Raw genomic sequence first — 21,100 nt, 5'->3', positions numbered from 1 at the left:
AGAATGATAAATCTAGAGATATTTAAGCGTTTTTTCGACATGATAGTTGTCTTTAAAGAGATGAGAAATGGAAGATGTAGGACGATAAACTAATCTGGAAGAGGTAGAGAAATTTGTCCCGAAAAAATAGCAAATCGACATGGTTCAATAAGATCCATAAAAACTTCAAGGCGAAGCTGGTGGTGTCTTTTATTATTTTCCTGGTTATTCCTTCGTTAAGTATTGGGGTGATATCGTATAACAGTGCGAAAGGTGAAGTTGAAAAGCAAATCATACATAGTGCGATGGAAAATGTGAATCTTGCCAGTGCGATTATCGATCTTTCGATCAATACCAAGCGTAGTCATATTGAACACTATGCAAGCACACTCTCAGGGGATCTACGTGAGGATGATGCCGGGGTTCGAATCGTGGACGAATTGAAGAGATATGCTGTGTTGAACACAGATATTATTACGATAGGCTTGGGGACAGAAGAAGGGGTGTATCTGATGTCTTCCGATGCAGAAATGCCTGAAGGTTACGATCCTCGAACCAGACCTTGGTACACGAAAGCCATCGGGAATCCCGAGCAGGTGATTGTCACAGATCCCTATATTTCAGCCGAGACCAATGAAGTTACGATTACCATTGCCAAGGCGCTGGCGGATCAATCGGGCGTAATTGAACTGGATCTGAATCTGACGAATATCAGTACCTTGGTAAGCGGAATTAAAGTTGGAGAACAGGGATATCTGATTCTGTTGGATGCCAGTGAGAAGTACATCTATCATCCAACGTTACAACCTGGAACAGAAGCAACAGGAGATTTTTGGACCCAAGTGTATGAGAATGAATCGGGTAACTTCAACTATACCTTTGATGAAGTGGATAAAGTCATGTATTATGCTACGAATGCATCCACAGGATGGAAGGTCGCGGGTACCCTGTTCTCTTCTGAAGTAGACGAAGCGGCTGCGCCCATTCTGAATCGAATGCTTATTGTTATTGTTTCCTGTCTCGTTGTCGGTATTGTGATTATCTGGCTGGTGATGCGTTCCATCATCAAACCGATCCGTCAGTTGAAGGATCAGGCGATCATGGTGAGTGAAGGGGACCTGACCCAGACGATTGCAAGTGCCAGTAATGATGAAATTGGTGAACTAAGTGATGCTTTTGGTAAAATGCAGCACAATCTGCGTGTACTGATTCAGCATGTGGCGAACAGCGCCGGACAGGTCGTGACCTCTTCGGATGAAATGACTCAGAGTGCCGAATCCACCAGTGCAGCCAGTGAGCAGGTAGCACGAGCCATTCAGGAAATTGCGAACGGTGCCGAGAAGCAGACTAGCGGTATCGAACATAACCATGAAGCGATGAATGAAATCACTATTGGAATTACACGGATCGCTGAACGTTCCATACAAGTCGCTGATTTGGCTAAACATACGACCGTACAAGCTGAAGAAGGTGGCAACAGCATTAAGCAGACGGTGAGTCAGATGCACTCCATTCAAGAAACAGTTGTGCAGACGAATCAGATGATTCAGGCATTATATGAACGATCACATCAAATTTCAGCCATCACGGAGTTAATCGGAAATATCGCCAAGCAGACCAATCTGCTCGCGCTTAACGCATCCATTGAAGCTGCACGTGCAGGTACGCATGGAAATGGATTCGCCGTTGTAGCAGGAGAGGTTCGCAAATTGGCAGAGCAGTCCGGGCAGTCCGTTAACGAAATTACGGTGCTGACTACAGCGGTGCAGGAAGATATGGCTGCTTCCGTTCGCATGATGGAGAAGGTGACAACCGAGGTTGGAGAAGGCATGGAGATCTCAACAGAGGCGATTCGGAAGTTCGAGCGCATTCTGGACAGTATGCGGGAAACAACACCCCAGATTGAAGAGATCGCAGCGACTTCGCAAGAGATCACGGCAGGTGTACAGGAAATATCCGCTGTTTCCAGTGAGCTTGCAGGCATTGCATCGGGCAACGCCGCGACCGCTGAAGAGGTGGCTGCTTCCTCAGAAGAGCAACGGGCAGCAATGGAGCAGATTTCTGCCTCGGCACGAGGCCTGTCATCCTTGGCTGAACAATTGCAGAGCCTTATTCGACAGTTTAAGCATTAAACGTGAGTGTAGCAGAGATGATCTCATAAGAATGGCTTCACATCATGTTTCATCAGAGGGAGTGGACAGCCATGCAACTAGAACTCAAAGCCTTCTTACTGCTAACAGATGCGGTTATGATTACAGATGAAGATGGTGTGATTCTGGATGTGAATTCTGTTTATGCTTCCAAAACAGGATTCTCACGGGACAGCACGATAGGTCATCCTGCCCGATTACTGATGGATGCGCACTGGAGAGGAAACCAAACTTGGTCTGGTGTAGCCAAACTGATGAAGGCTAATCAGGAAGTGTGGGAAGCCCAAGTTACGATCACATCGGTCTGTTTGGATGATTCTCTTTTTTATATCAGTATTTTTAATGATGATCTTTAATGAAGTAAATAGTGTTTCTTGGCGAAACGTGTATGTTAGCTGAAAGGGTTAGTTATTTACAATAAAAAAGGTCAATATCGTCAATTGAATAAGGGAGCCTGACATACTATGATTTGTATTACTGGGGAACTGCAACCGTGAATACGGCAAAATTCATCGAATGCATGAAAACCTGAAGTCGTAATGTGGACGGTGACCTTTTGCTACGCGATCTGGTATTAAATTATACGCTGATTTTGATTTTTGTTTTCCTGATTCATCACTACTTGAACCAAACGAGCGCTACACGTACTTCTTCCATCACCACTCGAATAATTATGGGGATTACACTGAGTATGCTGGGCACGGCGTTATATTATTTCTCCATTAAACTTAGCGATGGTACATTAATGAATTTCAGATCTATCGTATATCTGCTCGCAGCTTATTTTGGTGGGAGTATATCCGTTTTTGCTACGTTTGCATTCATGTGGTTTTTCCGGCTCAATATAGGGATAAATCCCTTATTTGAGAACTGGCATTATGCGATTAACGAGCTGTTGTTTGTTAGTACCCTATGTTTGATATTTAGGTACACCAAGAGATTTAGATTCAAGTGGTTATTGGGGGCATTGCTTCAGTTCTCTGTTAATTTGTTGATTGTGGTAAAGGTATATTCGCCTGCTCTCCCTATTCTGGGACTCCTTCTGCTATGTCAATGTATTTGCCTTCTGGCGGTTGTACAGTTCTTGTACTATCTGAACCAGAATCATCGATACAGGCACATAGTCATTCAAAGGGATCAGGAAATGCTGGAGATGCTTCGCATGCAGCCTGGGTTTACTTTTAAAATCCGGAAACTGAATGGAACATTCGAATATCTTCTACTTGAAGGAGAGATGCTCTCTCGACTGGGATTAGATATGAGCAGTCTGAAGCAAGATCACCAATTGGGCAACTTGAACATTCTGCCTCAGGAGAAGATCGAGTTTCTGCGAATGCAGTTTAACCGGGCATGGCAGGGGGAGTCTTTCTTTTATGAAATTGAACATGGGGGATATTATTCACTGGTGAAGCTTAACCCTCTGCGAGAAGAGGGCGTGGTGAAGTATGTCATCGGGTATGGGCTTGATATTACGGAGCACAGGGCAGTGAAACGGAGGATTCAGGAAAGTGAAGAGCGGTATAAGGTACTTGAGCGAGTGTCCGCAGACTGGTTTGTCGGGTTTGATGGCCATCAACGTATTGCATCGGTTAATCAGAAATTTCTGGATGTTCTCGACCTGGATAAGGAGCAGGTGATCGGTCGTCAACTGGTTGAGGTGCTGTTTATTGAAAAACCCGAGAGTTGGACTTTACTTTTACAAAAAGCATTACATCATAATGTCGCTCAGGAAGCTGAATTGACCTTTATCATTGGAGAGGGCTATGAGCGTCACGTTCGGATTCACTTATACCCTGTTAGGGCGACGAACTCCACAGAGAAAATTAAGGCAGTCTTTCATGATATGTCGGATCAGTACAGACGGGTTAAGGCCGATAAAGCAAGCCAAGCCAAAAGTGAGTTTCTTGCATTCATGAGTCACGAGATTCGTACCCCGCTGAATGGCATCATCGGCTTTTCATTATTGCTTCAACGGACAGAACTAACCTCACAACAAATGGATTATCTGAGTAAAATCAATGCTTCTTCGCAATCCTTGCTTACCCTTGTGAATGATATTCTTGATTTCTCAAAAATCGAGGCAGGCAAGTTAATCTTGGAGAATGTCTCCTTTTCACCAGAGGGCGTATTCAAACGAGTGGCAGATCAGATTAGTGTGGCGCTTGGAAAAAAGAGCATAGAAGTGATTTTTATAACGGACCCCGATCTGCCGTTAACGATATTAGGTGACCCGTTCCGAATAGAACAGGTATTATTGAATCTGCTGTGTAATGCTATTAAATTTACAGAGCAGGGATATGTGACATTGCAGGTAGAGGTAATTTCATTGGAAGCGGAGCGAGTTCAGGTTCATTTTGCAATAGAGGACACGGGAATCGGAATTTCACCAGAGCAATTGGAACGGCTTTTTGTCCCATTTACTCAGGTTGCCCCTTCAACGTATCGATCACATGGTGGTTCCGGACTGGGGTTGGTCATTTGTTACCTGCTGGTAACCTCTTTGGGAGGACGTTTGCAAGTGGACAGTGTGGAGGGAGAGTATAGCCTGTTTTCATTTGATTTGATATTTGAGCTTGCAGATGTGGAAGAGAGCTCTTTCCTGTCCACATATCCTCTTCTATATTCTGCGAATGAAGTGGTGATCATTGAGAGGGATACACGAATGGGCGCGAATCTGAAGCAGATGCTCCATTCATTCGGGATGAAGCCGGATCTGTATACCTCCTTGGACGAGATGATGCAGACCGATTGGTGTAATCCCGATGCAGATGGGGCAAGTTCGAAGTTGATGATGTTGGATATGGATGCAGTGAATACATGTAACGGTTCATCATGGGACAGTTTGATGGAGCCATTGGATCGAACGAAAATCCAGGTGATCGGTTATACCCATGCATTCAGTGAAAATGCCCTGTGGAGTGAGGAGAATACCAATCGTCCGGATATCATGATGGTCAAACCTATTACACGTCTGGGGTTGTTCGAAGTTATACTTGCACTTCAGGGTGAAGGACCACTGGAGAAAAATCGAATGGAAGAAGGTTACCAACCCTATTCACTTCACCATAAAGGACATATTCTGATTGCCGAAGATCACGAAATCAATCAACTGGCTATTCGCGCAATGCTCCAACAAATGGGATACGATGTGACGCTGGCGGGAAGTGGTGTAGAGGTTCTGGAGAAACTGAGCGAACAAGCATGGGAACTGATCCTAATGGACCTGTATATGCCTGAAATGAACGGAATAGATACGGTAAGGCATATTCGCAAGATGAGAAAATATGATCGAACACCCATCATTGCGCTTACAGCCAATGGTTTAAAAAGGGACCATGAGTTATGTCTTTCAGCCGGAATGAATGCCGTCCTGACTAAACCCATTCAGGAACAGCAGATTACAGACATACTCGCCACATGGATTGATCTTAAAGGAGTGCGAGAGATCAGGGGTATAGATGCAGATAAGGCCATCAGGCAGATGGATGGGAAGTTGCATCTGCTGCAATATGCGCTTACAAAATTCAAAATGGAGTATAACTTGTTTCAGAGAAAACTGGAAATTCAGCTTCAGGATCAGCAGATTGCTGATGCGATCCGTAGCGTTCATTCCCTCCGGGGAGTTGCTGCTAATCTGCACGCAGTGGACCTGTTGCGTCCGGTTCTTCATTTGGATTCACTCTTGTCCCGTCCATTATTGGAAGAAGAGGAACTGAGTTCGATATTGGAGAAGGTGCAACAGGAGATTGACATCATCACGGGGTCCCTGCCATGGTGACCTGGTTGAAGTTGTTTTATTTTACGGTGTGAACTTATATCCTACCCCCCAGATCGTTTGAATATATTGGGGGGTTTTTGGATTGTCCTCAATCTTTTTGCGGAGCTTGGTAATGTGCACATCAATGGTACGATCATTAATATAGGCATCAATACCACGAATGGCTTCAATCAGGGCATAACGACTATATACCTTGCCAGGATTGAGCACGAACAGCTTCATGATCTCAAATTCCGAAAACGTAGTTTCCACTCTTCGGTTATTTAACATGATTGTTCTTCGAGCCAGATCAAGAGAAATTCCGGATTCCTGTTCAGGGACGACAGAGCTGTTCAATAATACGTAACGACGCAATACAGCCTCAATACGTGCCTTCAACTCTTGCATGCTGAATGGCTTGCACACATAGTCATCGGCCCCGTCTGTCAATGATTGAATTCGTTCCGAGACTTCGGTTAACGAAGAGATAACGATGATGGGAATTCGGGTATGCTGGCGCATGAGAGAACAAGGATTTTTATCTCCCGAATCAGGGAGCATCAAGTCAAGAAGCATAATATCAGGCTGCGCTTGAAGCTGTAGAATACCATCTCTTGCATTAGCGACACGGATAACATCATATCCCTCACCTTGCAGATACAGAGATAATGTATCACCTAACATGTTATCGTCCTCTATGATGAGCACTTTGGTCATGATATTCCTTTCTGAATCCACTTCGTAAAGAAGGTCTAAGATCCATGGGTTACTTGTTATACCTGATTATTTATACCCTGATAAGCCATACTTGCAACGTGAGGATGTCAAGGTTCAACATGACTCGGGCAAGAGGGAAATGATTCCGGATTAACGCTTGTCAAGATAAGAATCGGCTTCACGCTCGATCATTCGCATCACTTTGCGTTCGGTGGCCGTTTCTGGTGCCGGGGTGTAGACACTGCAACGCAAATCAGAACTGCCTTGAACCTGCAACGAGGTCAGGTCAAACAACATTTTGCCTGCTTTGGAATGTCTGAATTCGATCAATACATCCGGGGCACTGCTGACATTGCTTTGTTTCCAGAGGGTATGAAAATCCGGATATCTGTTCATCATGTCATCCAGAAATAGATTATACCATTCATCATCGACATACTGACCATAGTAGGCACGGAAAATCGCTAGAAATCCGCTAACAAAATCTTCCCAGTTCACCGCGAGTCTACGAAATTCTTTGCGATCAAATAACAGACTGATCATATTCCGTTCTTCGGGAGGGATCTGCTCGAAATCCATAAAAACATGCCGGGCCGCATCGTTCCAGCCAACGATGTAACAGCGCCGATCCGAGATCACCGTAGGACAATATCGAAGCTCCTGCAGGATTTTCTGTAAGGAGGGATGAAGTTGGACAGGTTCTTCTTCAAGCGTGGGCAACTCCGAATGATGTTCCATGGCGAGCGAGAAGAGATACTTACGTTCATCCGCAGTGAGCCTAAGAGCTGAAGCTATATTATCCAATACGGAGTGGGATACCTGAATATCCCGACCTTGTTCAAGCCAGGTATACCATGTCGTGCTTACACCTGCCAGTTGGGATACCTCTTCTCTTCGCAGCCCAGGCGTTCTTCGCCGACTCCCTGTAGGTAGACCGACCGATTCGGGAGAAATTTTGGAACGCTGTGTTTTCAAAAAAGTGGACAGGGCCTGTAACCTGATATCGTAGTTCAATCCATCACCTTCGATCTTCATTATCATGGTAGTCATTATACTATTATAATTGACAACTTGTAATAGGATATCAGGAATGGCACTATTAGTTCTAGAGCGTAAGAAGAAGCAAGACAACGGCGCTGAAGGAGGATGGACATGGAACGAGTAGTCATTACAGGAATGGGCGTCATTTCTCCTTTGGGAAACGATGTACATACATTCTGGAACGGATTAATTGAGGGTAGATCAGGAGTATCGCCCATAGAGCACTTTGATACAGCTTCGTACAAAACCAGAATTGCTGGGGTGGTTCGCGATTTTGATGGTGAAGAGCGATTTGGACGCAAGGAAGGAAGGCGCATGGACCGATTTGTTCAATTTGCTGTTGCTGCTGCGGATCAGGCTGTATTGCAATCGGGTCTTGTGATGGACGAACTGGACCGTGAGCGGGTAGGTGTATATATTGGTTCAGGCATAGGCGGCATCCAGACATTGATGGAACAAGGCAAGGTCCTGTCGGATCGGGGACCTGCACGAGTCAGCCCAACATTGGTACCTATGATGATATCCAATATGGCGGCGGCCATGGTTAGTATGAGGTTTGGTTGTTGGGGGCCGACATTGTCGCCAGTAACGGCTTGTTCCATTGGCAATACAGCGATCGGGGAGGCTTTCCGGTTGATTCGTCATGGTGGAGCCGATGTCATCATTGCTGGAGGAACAGAGGCAGCTGTAACAGAAGTGTCCCTGGCAAGCTTCGGTAATGCGACAGCGCTATCGACAAGAAATGAAGCATTTCAAGCGGCAAGCCGTCCATTTGATGCGGGGCGAGATGGTTTTGTTATGGCAGAGGGTGCCGGAATTCTGGTAGTAGAATCTCTGTCTCATGCGCTGGCAAGAGGAGCTAATATCCTCGCCGAAGTGATTGGATATGGTGCCAGCTCAGACGCGTATCATATGGTAGCCACTCATCCGGAAGGCAGGGGGGCATACCTGGCTATGAAAGGAGCGCTGCGAGAGGCTCGAATCGGACCAGAAGACATAGATGTAATTAATGCTCATGCCACCAGTACGGAAGCCGGTGATCTGTCCGAGACGAGAGCAATTAAACAGCTCTTTGGGCCAGCTGCTTATCATGTTCCGATTACGGCAAACAAATCCATGACGGGACATATGCTCGGTGCAGCAGGTGGAGCAGAGGCGATCTCACTCATTCAAAGCTTGCAGCATGGCATCATTCCTCCAACCATCAATCAAGAACAGGGTGATCCCGAATGTGATCTGGATTACGTACCTAATGAGGCAAGAAAAGCAGAGCTGCGGATTGGGATGTCTAATTCCTTCGGCTTCGGGGGCATAATGCGGTTATTGTTCTTCAAAAGTATTCATTGTAAGCAGAAAGAACAACTTTAACCAAAAGAACAGCGCAGCCCGATGGGGCTACGCTGTTTCTTTGGTTACTCATCAATCATCCGTACATACGGTACCCGACATTCACGGCGGAGTGATTGTACGCCTTACGAAGAGAGGGATGTGGAATCAGCGATGCCTTTGTTGCCCCGGCTCAGCCAGCTCACACGCCAGCGAGATTGCATGAAGAGTACGAGGAACAAGGATGCGGCTGCTATCAGGCTAAGAATGACAAAGCCGGGTGTATAGGATTGATAGCTGCTGTACAATTGACCGAGAATCAGAGGCAATGCATAACCGCCCAATCCACCAGCGGCACCTACAATACCTGTCATTAGACCGATCTCGTTACCGAACCGTTGGGGAACCAGTTGGAAAACGGAGCCATTTCCTGCTCCCAGACACATCATGCCGAGGAACAGCATGATTACTACAACCGGAAGTGGTGGCATGAAGGAAACACCGATTAGCATGATACAGGCCCCTGTGTACAGGAAGGTCAGCATGCGGGTTCCGCCAATTTTGTCTGCGAGATAACCCCCGACGGGTCGGAAGAAGCTGCCTGCAATGACACAGAACGTGGTAATATCTGCGGCACGAACCGGAGAGAGTCCATACTGAGTGTTGAAGAAGATCGTCAGATAGTTACATAATCCAACGAAGCCACCAAAGGTTACACAATAAAAGGCACAGAATACCCAAGCATCCTTTTGTTTAAGCAGACTTCCGTATTGGGACAATTTCTTGGGTTCTGGTCGATTAGGACTATTCCGGGCAAAGACAGAGAAGAGGATAAATACGATGACGATCGGTATAATAGCAAGTCCGAACACAACTTCCCAGCTTCCGTAATGGGTAGCCAGACGATTGGCAAACAACGTCGCGAGTACGGTTCCGCTGTTACCTGCCCCGGCAATACCCATGGCCAGACCCTGATGCTCTTTTCCATACCACTGGCCCGCCAGAGGTAGCGCAGCAGCAAAGGAAGCGCCTGCCACACCCAGCAAGAGTGCCACCACATAGAGTTGGCTCAGGGAATCAACCCATAGCCAGCCCAGTAACAAAGGAACCAGGGTGAAGAGCATCCCGATCTGCGCGGTCAATTTCGGACCAATATAATCGGACATGAACCCAAGTACAAGTCTCAAGATGGAGCCGCCTAGTATAGGCAATGCGACCAGATTAGCCTTTTCCAGCGGAGTCATTGGATAGTCCAATGCAATTACAACGGCGAGTGGACCAAGCATGCCCCATATCATAAAACTGATGTCAAAATACATAAACGCCCCGAAGAGGGTGGGCTTATGCCCGCTTTTCCAAAAACTTTTGCTCTCCATCATCCATCATCGCTCCTCATCCAATTGAAATCTTCATCATTTGTCTATGTGCTTGTTGAGGCAGAAAAAGGCCGCAATTCGTCCGGATATGAACGATTTGCGGCCCCGTTGCCGACAGGCGGTACACGTCATTGTGTTCCCGCATCTGAGTTGATCACAGCACTGTGATTTTGATTCAAATTATAAAAAGAGAAATTACTTATGTCAACAAAAATTACATGAATGTTTGAATAATTCATTTTTAAATCGTATTTCAATAATTACATGTTAATTTTGTTGACACAAAACTGAGATTAGCTTAATCTGAATCTAATATGAATCTACACAATGGCGTGTGGATTCCGGAGGCAACGGTGCCCTTTTCCGAACCATGGAGAAGGGATTTTTCTGTTTATTTACAGGTGAGAGAGATAGGGGGGCGACCTATGAGCAGGAGCAAGCTGGTGATTATCGGGAATGGCATGGCTGGAGTGAAGTGTGTAGAAGAGATTATTGCACTGAAGCCTGATGCATATGAGATCGTAATTTACGGCAATGAACCGCGTCCTAATTACAATCGAATCATGTTATCGAAAGTATTGCAGGGTGAGCATTCATTACAAGACATCATTATCAATGATTGGACTTGGTATGCCGAGTATCATATTCGGCTATGTACAGGTGAAACGGTGTACCGAATCGATACCCGCGCCAAATATATAGAGACTGAATCTGGGAAAAGGGAAACCTATGACATTCTGATACTGGCAACCGGGTCATCCCCTTTTATTCCGCCGATTCCGGGGATTGAAAAAGAACGGGTCATGTCCTTCCGTACGATTGATGATTGTACACGCATGTCCGAATATTCCAAAGAATACCGCAAGGCTGCGGTTATTGGTGGGGGATTGCTGGGACTGGAGGCTGCACGGGGGTTGCTTCATCTGGGCATGGAAGCCGTGGTGGTCCATAACGCACCTTACATTATGAATAGACAGTTGGATCAGAAGGCTGCCGCGATGCTTCAGGGCGAACTGGAAGGCAAGGGCATGTCCTTTCTTTTGGCCAAAAACACACAGAAAATTACCGGACGATCACAGGCTCAAGGGCTTCTGTTCACGGATGGATCGAAGCTTGAATCCCAAGTTGTTGTTGTGGCTGTAGGTATTCGGCCCAATGTGGATCTGGCAAGACGAAGCGGAATTGGCACGAATCGGGCGATCATGGTGGATGACTATATGCGTACCAGTGTGCCTGATATATACGCGGTTGGTGAATGTGCTGAACATCGGGGGATCAGTTACGGTCTGGTAGCCCCTTTATACGATCAGGGAAAAGTGCTTGCACGCACGCTCTGCGGTCATGAAACCCCTGAATACAAAGGGTCCATTCCTTACTCACAGCTGAAGGTATCAGGAGTGGATGTTTTCTCGGCGGGGGAGATCAGCGGGGATGGATTGCAGACAGCGATTCAACATCTGGATGGCATTCGAGGCACATACAAAAAAGTTCTGATGCAGGCTGGCAAAGTTCGCGGAGCGATTTTATTCGGAGATACAACGGAAGGCACTGCACTGCTCGGACTGGTGCAGCGAGGTGCAGATGTGGCGGAATTGGCCCCGCGTGAAGGGGCCCCGGACCCGGCTGAAATGGCTGCGGCTGCATTACCCGCTCAGGAGACTGTATGTGCCTGTAACAATGTGACCAAGGCTGCCATTATGAAGGCAATTCAGGAACAGGGTCTGGAGTCAGCAGATCAGGTAAAGGAGCAGACCAAGGCATCGGGTTCGTGCGGGGGATGTCGTCCGATGGTTACTGCCCTGTTGAAGCATACGCGTAACCTGAAGAATGACGGCGGTACCGGTCTGGTAACCACACCGGAGAAATCAGCCGAAATGCCGGTATGCAGTTGCACGGAGCTTGGGCATGCAGAGCTGAAGGAATTGCTGGATGACCTGATTGTCCCCGTGAAGTTCATCTGGAAGCACGGGAATATCAACCAGGGGTAACTTGTGAAACGGACTTGAGCTTGATGATGCAGAAAATGAGTTGGGGTTCGGAGCATGGCTGTATGGTATGTCGCCCGGCGATTCACTATTACATGCACGTATCCAGTCGAACCATACATGAACGGGAGATCATGCTTGCCGAACATCCAGCAATGGATCAGGGAGGAACTCAGGTAAGACGTTCACGAGTTCATGCAATCGAACGTCACCAAGAAATTCAGGTACGCTGGGATGAGCATATCCCGTTGTCAGCCTATGCAAGAGATGCGGGTGGCTTGGCTGCGCAACTTAGGGAGAGCTGGATCGGTGCAGTCATGCCGTCGCCCGTGAATATTGGGGTAGCACCTGGACCGGGGTCATTGGTTAGCGCATTGGTTCAGGACGTCGGCTTGCTGGCTTCACCGGTTGGATGGGAGATCTACGCAGGCGGTCATGCAGAGCATCCGGTCAAGGAAGGTAGTTTGCTCGGGGTGGCTGAGACGCAGTTGCAAGCGGCCGCGCTCGCAACAGCCTGCCTTCAATGGTATCGCCAAACGGCCTGGTATGATGAACCATTATGGGCATGGGCGGAGCGATTGGGATTCATGTCGATTCGGGAAACGTTACTGGACGACCAGTTGCAGAAGGAGCTTGCAGCTACTCTTCATGTTGATCTATAGACGAAAGGCAGGGATGGGAAGATGAGGTTATCGTTGAGTACAGAAGAAACAGTCTCCAGGCTCTATGTCAAAGAGACGCAGTGTCCGTATTGCAGTGTGCAATGCAAAATGACGGTTGAAGAACTGGCTGCGCCCGTTGCAGGTCAGAGCCGTGGGGAGTACGCAGTCCAAGGTGTTCCAAATGAAGCCTCTCAGGGCCGGCTGTGTGTTAAAGGAATGAATGCACACCAGCATGCACTCAGTACACAACGATTAATGCATCCGCTGATTCGTCGCAATGGCGAACTTGAACCCTGTTCCTGGATAAGGCCATTCAGACCATCGGAGAGCAGTTACAGCACATCAAAGATTCGCAGGGAGCGGATGCAGTTGGAGTATATGGAGGTGGTTCTTTGACCAATGAGACTGCCTATCTTCTCGGCAAGTTCGCCAGAGTTGCTTTGGGGACCAAATATATCGACTATAATGGTCGGTTCTGTATGTCAGCTGCGGCATCAGCGGGCAGTAAAGTATTCGGCATGGACCGCGGATTGACGTTCCGTCTGTCCGATATCCCCAAGGCAGGTTGCATCGTACTCGCAGGTACTAATATTGCAGAATGCCAACCTACTCTCTTGCCGTACTTTAATCAGGCGAAGGAGAACGGAGCCTTCATTATCGTTATTGATCCCCGCAAGACGGCAACCTCAGCCATTGCCGATCTTCACTTGCAGGTGAAGCCAGGGATGGATGCTCTGCTAGCGGACACCATGTTGAAAGTGATTATGGATGCTGGATTGGTGGACCCACGTTTTATAGGTGAACGAACGCATGGATACGAGCAATTGATTCAAAGTTTGGCTGATCTACAACTCGAACCGGCGGCACAAGCGTGTGGAGTCGATCTGGCCCTGATTCGTCAGGCAGCGATGGCTTATGGTGAGGCAGATACAGGCATGATCATGACAGCGCGTGGTGTGGAGCAACAGACGGATGGGCATATGGCCGTCAGACACTTTCTGAATCTGGTTCTGGCGACTGGTAAAATCGGCAGGGAGGGCTGCGGATATGGTGCCATCACAGGTCAAGGAAATGGGCAGGGCGGACGGGAGCATGGGCAGAAGGCTGACCAGCTTCCGGGCTATCGATCTATTGAGAATGAAGCCGATCGTGCCTATGTGGCATCTGTCTGGGGCGTGGACCCTGCAAGTTTGCCAGGTAAAGGAGTCTCGGCCTACGAGATGATGGAGAAGGTCCACAATCAGGAGATTCGGGCATTGCTGGTGATGGGCTCCAACCCGGTTGTCTCCAATCCCAATGTGCGTTTGGTGGAAGAAGGTCTGCGCAAGCTGGACTTTCTGATCGTGGCAGACATGTTTCTATCCGAGACAGCACGAATGGCTGATCTGGTTCTCCCGGTTACGTCTTATATGGAGAACGAAGGTACACTGACCAATCTGGAGGGGCGTGTTCTACTCCGTGAACAGGGGAGACCTGCGCCAGGAGAAACGCTCGATGATTGGGATATTTTATGTCGAATAGCTGCAAAAATAGGAATGGCTTCTTATTTTCAATATGGAAGTGCTGAGGACATCTTTAATGAGCTTCGAGTGGCGAGTCGCGGCGGAGTCGCTGATTATTATGGCATTACCTATGAGCGCCTTCGTAATGAAAAAGGAGTATACTGGCCGTGTTCTGCCCCGGAGGAGCAGGGAGAAGGTCTGCTGTTCGGTGAACGCTTCGCTCACCCGGACGGCAAAGCGGCATTCACATTTGAGTCAAGCCCGGGCTGGAATGATGTATCTCCTGAATTCCCTTTGATTCTGACCAATGGCCGTGTTCTTCCTCATTATCTTACTGGGGTACAGACACATCGTAGCTCGGCACTCGCAGCCCGTGAATTGGAGAACTTCGTTGAGCTTCATCCGCTTACTGCTGCTCGTCATCGTATTCTCGATGGGGAGTGGGTAGAGATTCAATCGGTGTACGGAAGCTTCGCTGTTCGTTCGCGAATCAAGGATTCCATTCGAGAGGACACCCTATTCGTACCGATGCACTGGGGCGGCGTTCAGAACGTGAATCGGGCAACGAGACCCGAGCTGGACCCGTTCTGCCGGATGCCTGGGTTCAAGACAACAGCCGTAACCATTCGACCGTTAAGATTAGCCAGATAATTCTTACAGATTTCTGATTACAGGTTTCCAGGCGTCATAAGCTGAGCTAATGGTAGCTAAAGCGGCTGTGCAGTCCCATATTTATATGAGACTGTACGGCTTTTTTTGCGTATATGTATGCAAGTAGGCTATAGTTCCGTGGTTTCACGTAAACATGAGGATTGGCTCATGAATATGGATTGAATTTTAGTTATGATGTTCATTAGGGGTACATATGTACGCATTTTTTATTTTATTTAGAGACTGACAGCCATTTCGAGTTTAGGTTATTATACATCGTGGTACAGATATCGGGGCTATTGGAAGCTTCTTCAAATAGGATAGAACATAGGAGGCGATGTAGTGAATGTATGGATAACCGTAAAAAGTCTGGGTAAGCGCAAGCCGGTACTTGCCAAACAAGCTGCCGAACTTCGGGAAACAACTCATACGCTGAGGCAGCTCATTGAGAATATGGTGGCCTTACAAGTGAAATCTCTTCAGGACAAGAACCAACAAGCGGAATTGCTTGCCTACCTGATGCCGGATGAGATTGAGGCACAGGGAGCGGCGGGGAAAGTCGGGTTTGGCGCAGTATACAATGAGGGCGCTCCTGATCTGAATGGTGCGATGGAGACAGCTATAACCGCCTATGAGGATGGGTTGTACAAAGTGTTTCTCAACGATGAAGAATTGCAGGAACTGGACAAGTCCATGGTTATACAGGACGGTGATAACGTGGTGTTTATCCGTTTTACAATGCTTGCCGGACGTCTGTGGTAGAGTGCGATGAAGGAGGAGAACAGGATGAATCATGAAGAGCAAGTACAGGTGTATATGGATGGATTGCAGGAAAAAGCAAAGTCGTTAACAGGGGTACAGCTAGAGCTTGCAGGCTATGTTGTGGAGATCGCTGGTGCTACGTATTTGCGTGGAGACGAAAAGATGTTTTTGAATACAGAAGGGTTGCTTGGAAGACTGGCCGCGGAAACGCAGAAACCATTATTCCAGCCACTATTGGATGTGCTCCAGCATCTGGCGAGCGAGTCATTGGTTGCACGATTCCGTTATATCGCAGAGCGTGCGACTCGTTTCCCATACAGTAACAACTATGAACGCCGGCCTTTCCGCACGTCCGATCCGGAACAGCATGTAGAACAGGTTATCCGTAAACTGATGGGATTGTTCCGAATGGAAATGAAAAAATTCTCCCTGAGTGAATATGTGTCACTTCGTGAGTACAAGCTGGATTATCTCCATGAGATCCGTTCGGTACTGCCGGATTGCATCGCGTATGAACTGGATCATCAGAACGGAGATATGAAGCAGGCACTGCACGATATTATATATGGTGACAATCAGACGGCGCTGTTAACCCATGAAATGATCAAAGGCGTATTCATGAGTGATCAGGCGGATGCCTATCAGATGGTAGGTGAGCTACTGATTGCAGCAAGGTTGCAGGAGGGGCTGCGCCAAAGCATTGTGGAGCGGATGGATGAAGGAACACTGGAAGCCTATATTTACATATTAAAAATTATCATCGACAACAACCTGATTCGTTTCAGTTCGGTGGTAAGAGCGCTCGCCGTATGGACAGGAATCGGCATTGAAGCAGCCAATCAGCGTGTTGCTACACAGCTGATTGAACAAGCCTATGAGGCGCTTGTGCAACCAGAAGTACGCGAAGCCTGGCAGCAGGAAGCGAACGCCAACAAGCTCTTTATCAGCCTGTGGGCGACTGCGGTCATTGAAGAGAATGAATTAAAGAGCGCGATCATCAAGATTATGGATCAAGGCCAATTGTATCAGAAGATTGTTGCTCAATACGTACTGGCTAACAGCCAGAACAGAGAGCTGCGTTTGAGCATTGCGCGTCGTTATCTGGAGGGGCAGGATACCGAGTTGATGCACTGGATTGTGACCAACTATGACGCCATGTACATGTACAACTGGAGTTTCGACAATGGAGAGAATCAGCGTAGCGTCTACGTTTGGCCATTGCCTGCTCTTGAGGATAAGACCTTGCGGCGTCAAGACTTTGATCGATTCAAACAGATGCTGGCTGCCATTCCGCAAGGAGGAGCAGGCGGACCATCGGGTGTGCTTGAGTATGTTTACTACCGGATTGATACAGATGATGTAGTGAAGAAAATGTTATATCTGGCCGCTTATGATATGGACCCGGAATGGATCGGGGAAGTCATCGCAATCAAGGAGCGTTTAAGCCCGGAACTGCGCGGAGAACTGTTGTCCCAGTTTGTTCAGCATCCTGAGAATGAAGTGCAAAGACAGTTTGTGTTTGAGAGTTTATCCGATAAAAGCATCAGTAATCGGGAATTTGCACTCGCCAAGGCGAAGTTGCTTACGTTGACTGTTGAAGAGATGAAGCAGATGGAGGCGTTGATGAAGCTCAAAACCGGCTCACTTCGTCAGAAGGTCATCCATGTATTGTTACTGCAACCCGTGGACCAATTGACGGTTTCACTGAAGCGGCTTTTGCAGGCGAAGAGTGAGTTGCAGCGTCTGGGCGCGCTCGAATTGTTGACAGAAATTGCGGCAGATGCGGAGCGGGCAGATCAGAAGGAGCAATTGCAGCCATTGGCGGAGCTGATTGAGACGCCAACGGCCAAGGAACAGAAGTTGCTCGACAAGCTGACGGATCAGGGGAGTCGTTATACGGCCTCTAATGGGTTTGGTTTATTCGATCCGAAGCGACGTGAGCCATTGCTGGATGAGAAGCGTGATCTCAAAGGCCACAGTCCTAAGGATATCTTTACACTATCCATGGAAAAAACCAGAACGTTCCTGGAGGGACTCAATGCATTGGTGCATGCACACAGGGATTATGAGTATGAAGTGGAGTACTACGCTGGTTACAAAGAGACGTTGTTAATTGGAGCCAGTCTACGTTCGAGGGTTCCTTACACGGAACGAAATGAAATGAAGCAGATGGAGCAGTTCCCGCTTCATGACGTTTGGGAGAATTATGTTAGACAGAGCGGGTTGAGCAGTGTGGAGCTGATGCAGCTGTATGTGGTCATTCAGTTCCGAACGTTGAATGGCAACCTGGACGATCATTATAGTTATTTCCGAGAGCAGTATGACTATGAAGAATTGCACAAGATTCCGTTATTGGACGGATGGCGCAAGTCGTTTGCCGAGCAGACATATCCTCTTGATTATATAGAAGAGTTACAACAAATGATGGGTTCGGTGCAGTATAAGGATCAGGTCGTGGCACTGATATCAGCGGCATTTCTGGATAGTGATCCGGCAGACACGTTCGAAATTGCCGAAAATACCTGGGCCTCCATTATCGTGAGCATGCCTGTTGAACAACTGGAGAAGGAATCAGGTATGCTTCAAATACTGACTGGACCGTGGGATTATCTGGTTCGAGGCAGAATCCATGATGATGAGAGCTTCAAACGCTTCTTCCAGACAGCGTATCAGTTCGCCAGTCTCATGGAGAATCATCAGCGTATGTCTTTGTTATCCTTGGAAGATTACCTGCGTGCTTACCAACTGGAATTAATTGATGATCAAGAGGTATATCGCCAGTTGCTGGCAGGCGGGGATCGTCTGTTGTACATTCGGGACTTAACTTCCACTCGTACAGAAGGGATCGTGAGTGATCCGAAACTAGTTCACTTGCGAGATACGGTGGTCAATCGCATTCTGGAGATTGAGCTGACTCGTGGAGAGCTATCTACAGAAGTGAGCACACTTGCGATGAAACTGGGGCGAATTGAAGGTATGGCACACTGGGTACATCTGGTCTCCGCAATGGATCAGGATACGTTTGTCCGTGGATATATCTACAGTTATGGAGACAACACAACACGCAAAGAGACGTTTAGTCATCTGATTCAGGTATGCCATCCAAGGAATGGAGAGGATGAAGCGCTGCTGGGCGAACTGCTGAAGAAACATCCGATTCAGGAGAAGAAGTTGTTAGAGGCAGCCATGTATGCACCGCAGTGGATGGAGATTGTGGCAAGGCATCTGGGATGGGAAGGTCTGCGCAGTGCGGCTTGGTACTTCCATGCTCATATCAACGAACGGTTCACGGCCGAGAAAGAAACGATTGTGGCCCATTACTCTCCAATCTCGCCGCAGGACTTCAATGATGGTGCATTTGATATCGCCTGGTTCGAAGAGGCTTATGCCGCTGTCGGAGAGGAACGCTTCAATCTGTTATACGATTGCGCCAAGTACATTTCCGGCGGAGCCAATCACCGGAGATCCCAATTGTTCGCGGATGCTGCACTCGGCAAGCTTCGACTGGATGATATGCGTGTGTCCGTGTCAGACAAGCGCAACAAGGATCATTTGTTAACCTACAGTCTGATTCCATTCGCCGTACCTCGGGAACAGGATCTGCGTGAACGATACGACTTCATTCAGAAGTTTCAGATGCAGAGCAAACAATTCGGTGCACAGCGTCGTGCCAGTGAAGGTGTAGTATCGCAGATTGCGCTGGGCAACCTTGCGCGTAATGCAGGCTATGCTGATGTTACGCGGCTGATGTGGGATATGGAAGCGCGTAAGCTCGATGAGATGAAATCATTCTTTGAACCTCATGCACTGGATACTGACACCACCGCCCAATTGGTCATAGATGAAGAAGGTCAACCGGATCTTGTTATTGTTAGTAAAGGGAAAGTTCTCAAGTCCGTACCTGCCCGGTTCAAAAAGGATGGATATATTGCTGAACTAAAAGAACTCAAATCAGATCTGGTGGATCAGTATCGGCGGGCAAGACAAGAGTTGGAGCGTTCTATGACGGTGGGAACTTCCTTTACCCATCAGGAGATATCCAGCCTGATGCAGAATCCGGTTATACATCCATTGGTAAGAACACTTGTATTCCAGTCAGGTGACAAGATGGGACGATTCGATGTATCGTCTAGTGGTTTGGTTGCTCCAGAAGTGGAGGGTACGATCCATGCACTATCGGAGCAGGATCAACTGCTGATTGCTCATCCGCTTCATCTGTATCAGAGCGGAGGCTGGAGCGAATTCCAGCGGGATCTGTTCAATCGTCAGGAGCGTCAGCCATTCAAGCAGGTATTCCGTGAGCTGTATCTTCCTAACGAGGACGAATTGGCTAATGGTACGGTGTCCCGCCGATATGCCGGGTATCAGATTCAACCGAAAAAAGCAGTAGCTCTGCTCAAAGGACGCCAATGGACAGTTAGTTATGAAGAAGGCTTGCAGAAGGTCAGCTACGAACACAATCTGATCGCGAATCTCTATGCCATGGCGGATTGGTTCTCACCGGCAGATACCGAGGCACCAACGCTAGAAACGGTGCAGTTCTATGATCGTAAGAGCTACAAACCTGTAGCACTACAAGATGTACCGCTGACGTTCTTCTCGGAAGTCATGCGTGATATTGATCTGGTGGTCAGCATTGCCCATGTGGGAGGTGTAGATCCAGAAGCCAGCCTGACTACGATCGAGATGCGTCATGTCATTGTGAATGAGTCGTTGCGTCTGCTGAAGATTGACAATGTACGTCTGGATGGGAATTATGCACGGATTGATGGTGAATTGGGCGAATATGCCGTTCATCTGGGTAGTGGCAATGTATTCAAGCAAGCGACAGGTGCGCTGCACATCGTACCGGTACACAGCCAGCATCGCGGCCGAATCTTCCTACCATTCCTCGATGAAGACCCGAGAACGGCTGAGATTCTATCCAAGGTGATGTTGCTCGCTGAAGATAAGAAGATCAAGGACCCGCAAATTCTGGCACAGTTACAGAACTGATCAGACAAGGAAACTCACAGAATATGTTAATCGTTCTCCTATCGGGAACAGGATCATAACAAGCGGGTAGCGATCTGTAGGGCAGGCGGCTTATCTATGAGCCTGCCCATAGACTAATACCCCGGCAATCATCTCCCGAGATGGGAAGGTTGCCGGGGTATTTCAGGTTCTCCTTACCGGTTAGCCAGGTTGATGGA

10 protein-coding genes and 2 pseudogenes are annotated in these 21,100 nt (G+C 47.8%); 9 read left to right on the top strand and 3 right to left on the bottom strand.

Annotated features, from left to right (window positions below; all coding sequences use genetic code 11):
* Window positions 1–113 precede the first annotated feature (113 nt).
* The 3 genes from C0Q44_RS00890 to C0Q44_RS00880 all read left to right on the top strand — a co-directional run bounded on the left by C0Q44_RS00890 (window position 114) and on the right by C0Q44_RS00880 (window position 5,907).
* Complete coding sequence (locus tag C0Q44_RS00890; RefSeq protein WP_105405643.1) at window positions 114–2,111, top strand: methyl-accepting chemotaxis protein; 1,998 nt, start codon at window positions 114–116, stop codon at window positions 2,109–2,111.
* A 71-nt stretch (window positions 2,112–2,182) separates the two neighbouring features.
* A complete protein-coding gene (locus C0Q44_RS00885) occupies window positions 2,183–2,485 on the top strand; it encodes a PAS domain-containing protein (protein WP_105405642.1) in 303 nt (100 codons plus the stop codon).
* Between the two features lie 185 nt (window positions 2,486–2,670).
* The gene (locus C0Q44_RS00880) at window positions 2,671–5,907 is read left to right on the top strand and encodes a hybrid sensor histidine kinase/response regulator (RefSeq protein WP_146113409.1); all 3,237 of its coding nucleotides are present in this window, start codon (window positions 2,671–2,673) and stop codon (window positions 5,905–5,907) included.
* Window positions 5,908–5,928: 21 nt separating this feature from the next.
* Here C0Q44_RS00880 and C0Q44_RS00875 read toward each other — a convergent pair whose 3' ends face one another.
* Window positions 5,929–6,603, bottom strand: a complete 675-nt coding sequence (locus C0Q44_RS00875; RefSeq protein WP_105405640.1) for a response regulator transcription factor — start codon at window positions 6,601–6,603, stop codon at window positions 5,929–5,931.
* Between the two features lie 150 nt (window positions 6,604–6,753).
* Window positions 6,754–7,617, bottom strand: coding sequence for a helix-turn-helix transcriptional regulator (locus tag C0Q44_RS00870; RefSeq protein WP_105407559.1), 864 nt, complete (start codon window positions 7,615–7,617; stop codon window positions 6,754–6,756).
* Window positions 7,618–7,755: 138 nt separating this feature from the next.
* On the opposite strand from C0Q44_RS00870, the pseudogene fabF reads away from it, so the two are divergent.
* Window positions 7,756–8,993 (top strand): annotated as a pseudogene (gene fabF / locus C0Q44_RS00865) (beta-ketoacyl-ACP synthase II).
* A 123-nt stretch (window positions 8,994–9,116) separates the two neighbouring features.
* Here fabF and C0Q44_RS00860 read toward each other — a convergent pair.
* Window positions 9,117–10,346 carry a nitrate/nitrite transporter gene (locus C0Q44_RS00860; protein WP_105407558.1) on the bottom strand — a complete coding sequence of 410 codons (1,230 nt, stop codon included), beginning with the start codon at window positions 10,344–10,346 and terminating at the stop codon, window positions 9,117–9,119.
* 425 nt (window positions 10,347–10,771) lie between these two features.
* Between C0Q44_RS00860 and C0Q44_RS00850 the strand changes: the two genes are divergently transcribed.
* The 5 genes and pseudogenes from C0Q44_RS00850 to C0Q44_RS00835 all read left to right on the top strand — a co-directional run bounded on the left by C0Q44_RS00850 (window position 10,772) and on the right by C0Q44_RS00835 (window position 20,903).
* Window positions 10,772–12,334: an FAD-dependent oxidoreductase gene (locus C0Q44_RS00850; RefSeq protein WP_258166112.1), complete on the top strand. Its 1,563-nt coding sequence runs from the start codon at window positions 10,772–10,774 to the stop codon at window positions 12,332–12,334.
* A gap of 26 nt (window positions 12,335–12,360) precedes the next feature.
* A complete protein-coding gene (locus C0Q44_RS30595; RefSeq protein WP_258166111.1) occupies window positions 12,361–12,993 on the top strand; it encodes a bacterioferritin-associated ferredoxin in 633 nt (210 codons plus the stop codon).
* A gap of 21 nt (window positions 12,994–13,014) precedes the next feature.
* Window positions 13,015–15,146 (top strand): annotated as a pseudogene (nasC, locus tag C0Q44_RS00845) (assimilatory nitrate reductase catalytic subunit NasC).
* 342 nt (window positions 15,147–15,488) lie between these two features.
* Entirely contained in the window at window positions 15,489–15,908 is a 420-nt protein-coding gene (locus C0Q44_RS00840; protein ID WP_105405637.1) for a hypothetical protein, read from the top strand.
* Window positions 15,909–15,932: 24 nt separating this feature from the next.
* Window positions 15,933–20,903: a DUF4132 domain-containing protein gene (locus C0Q44_RS00835; RefSeq protein ID WP_105405636.1), complete on the top strand. Its 4,971-nt coding sequence runs from the start codon at window positions 15,933–15,935 to the stop codon at window positions 20,901–20,903.
* Window positions 20,904–21,100: the final 197 nt, after the last annotated feature.

The organism is Paenibacillus sp. PCH8 (genome assembly GCF_002968835.1).
Lineage (GTDB): Bacteria > Bacillota > Bacilli > Paenibacillales > Paenibacillaceae > Paenibacillus.
Note: the sequence above shows the minus strand (reverse complement) of the source record. Positions and strands in the feature narration are given on the sequence as shown.

Excerpts from the sequence above, each read along its gene's own strand:
- C0Q44_RS00875 (WP_105405640.1), bottom strand. The coding sequence starts at position 6,603 with ATGACCAAAGTGCTCATCATAGAGGACGATAACATGTTAGGTGATACA.
- C0Q44_RS00850 (WP_258166112.1), top strand. The coding sequence starts at position 10,772 with ATGAGCAGGAGCAAGCTGGTGATTATCGGGAATGGCATGGCTGGAGTG.
- C0Q44_RS00835 (WP_105405636.1), top strand. The coding sequence starts at position 15,933 with ATGAATCATGAAGAGCAAGTACAGGTGTATATGGATGGATTGCAGGAA.
- C0Q44_RS00860 (WP_105407558.1), bottom strand. The coding sequence starts at position 10,346 with ATGGAGAGCAAAAGTTTTTGGAAAAGCGGGCATAAGCCCACCCTCTTC.
- C0Q44_RS30595 (WP_258166111.1), top strand. The coding sequence starts at position 12,361 with ATGCAGAAAATGAGTTGGGGTTCGGAGCATGGCTGTATGGTATGTCGC.
- C0Q44_RS00885 (WP_105405642.1), top strand. The coding sequence starts at position 2,183 with ATGCAACTAGAACTCAAAGCCTTCTTACTGCTAACAGATGCGGTTATG.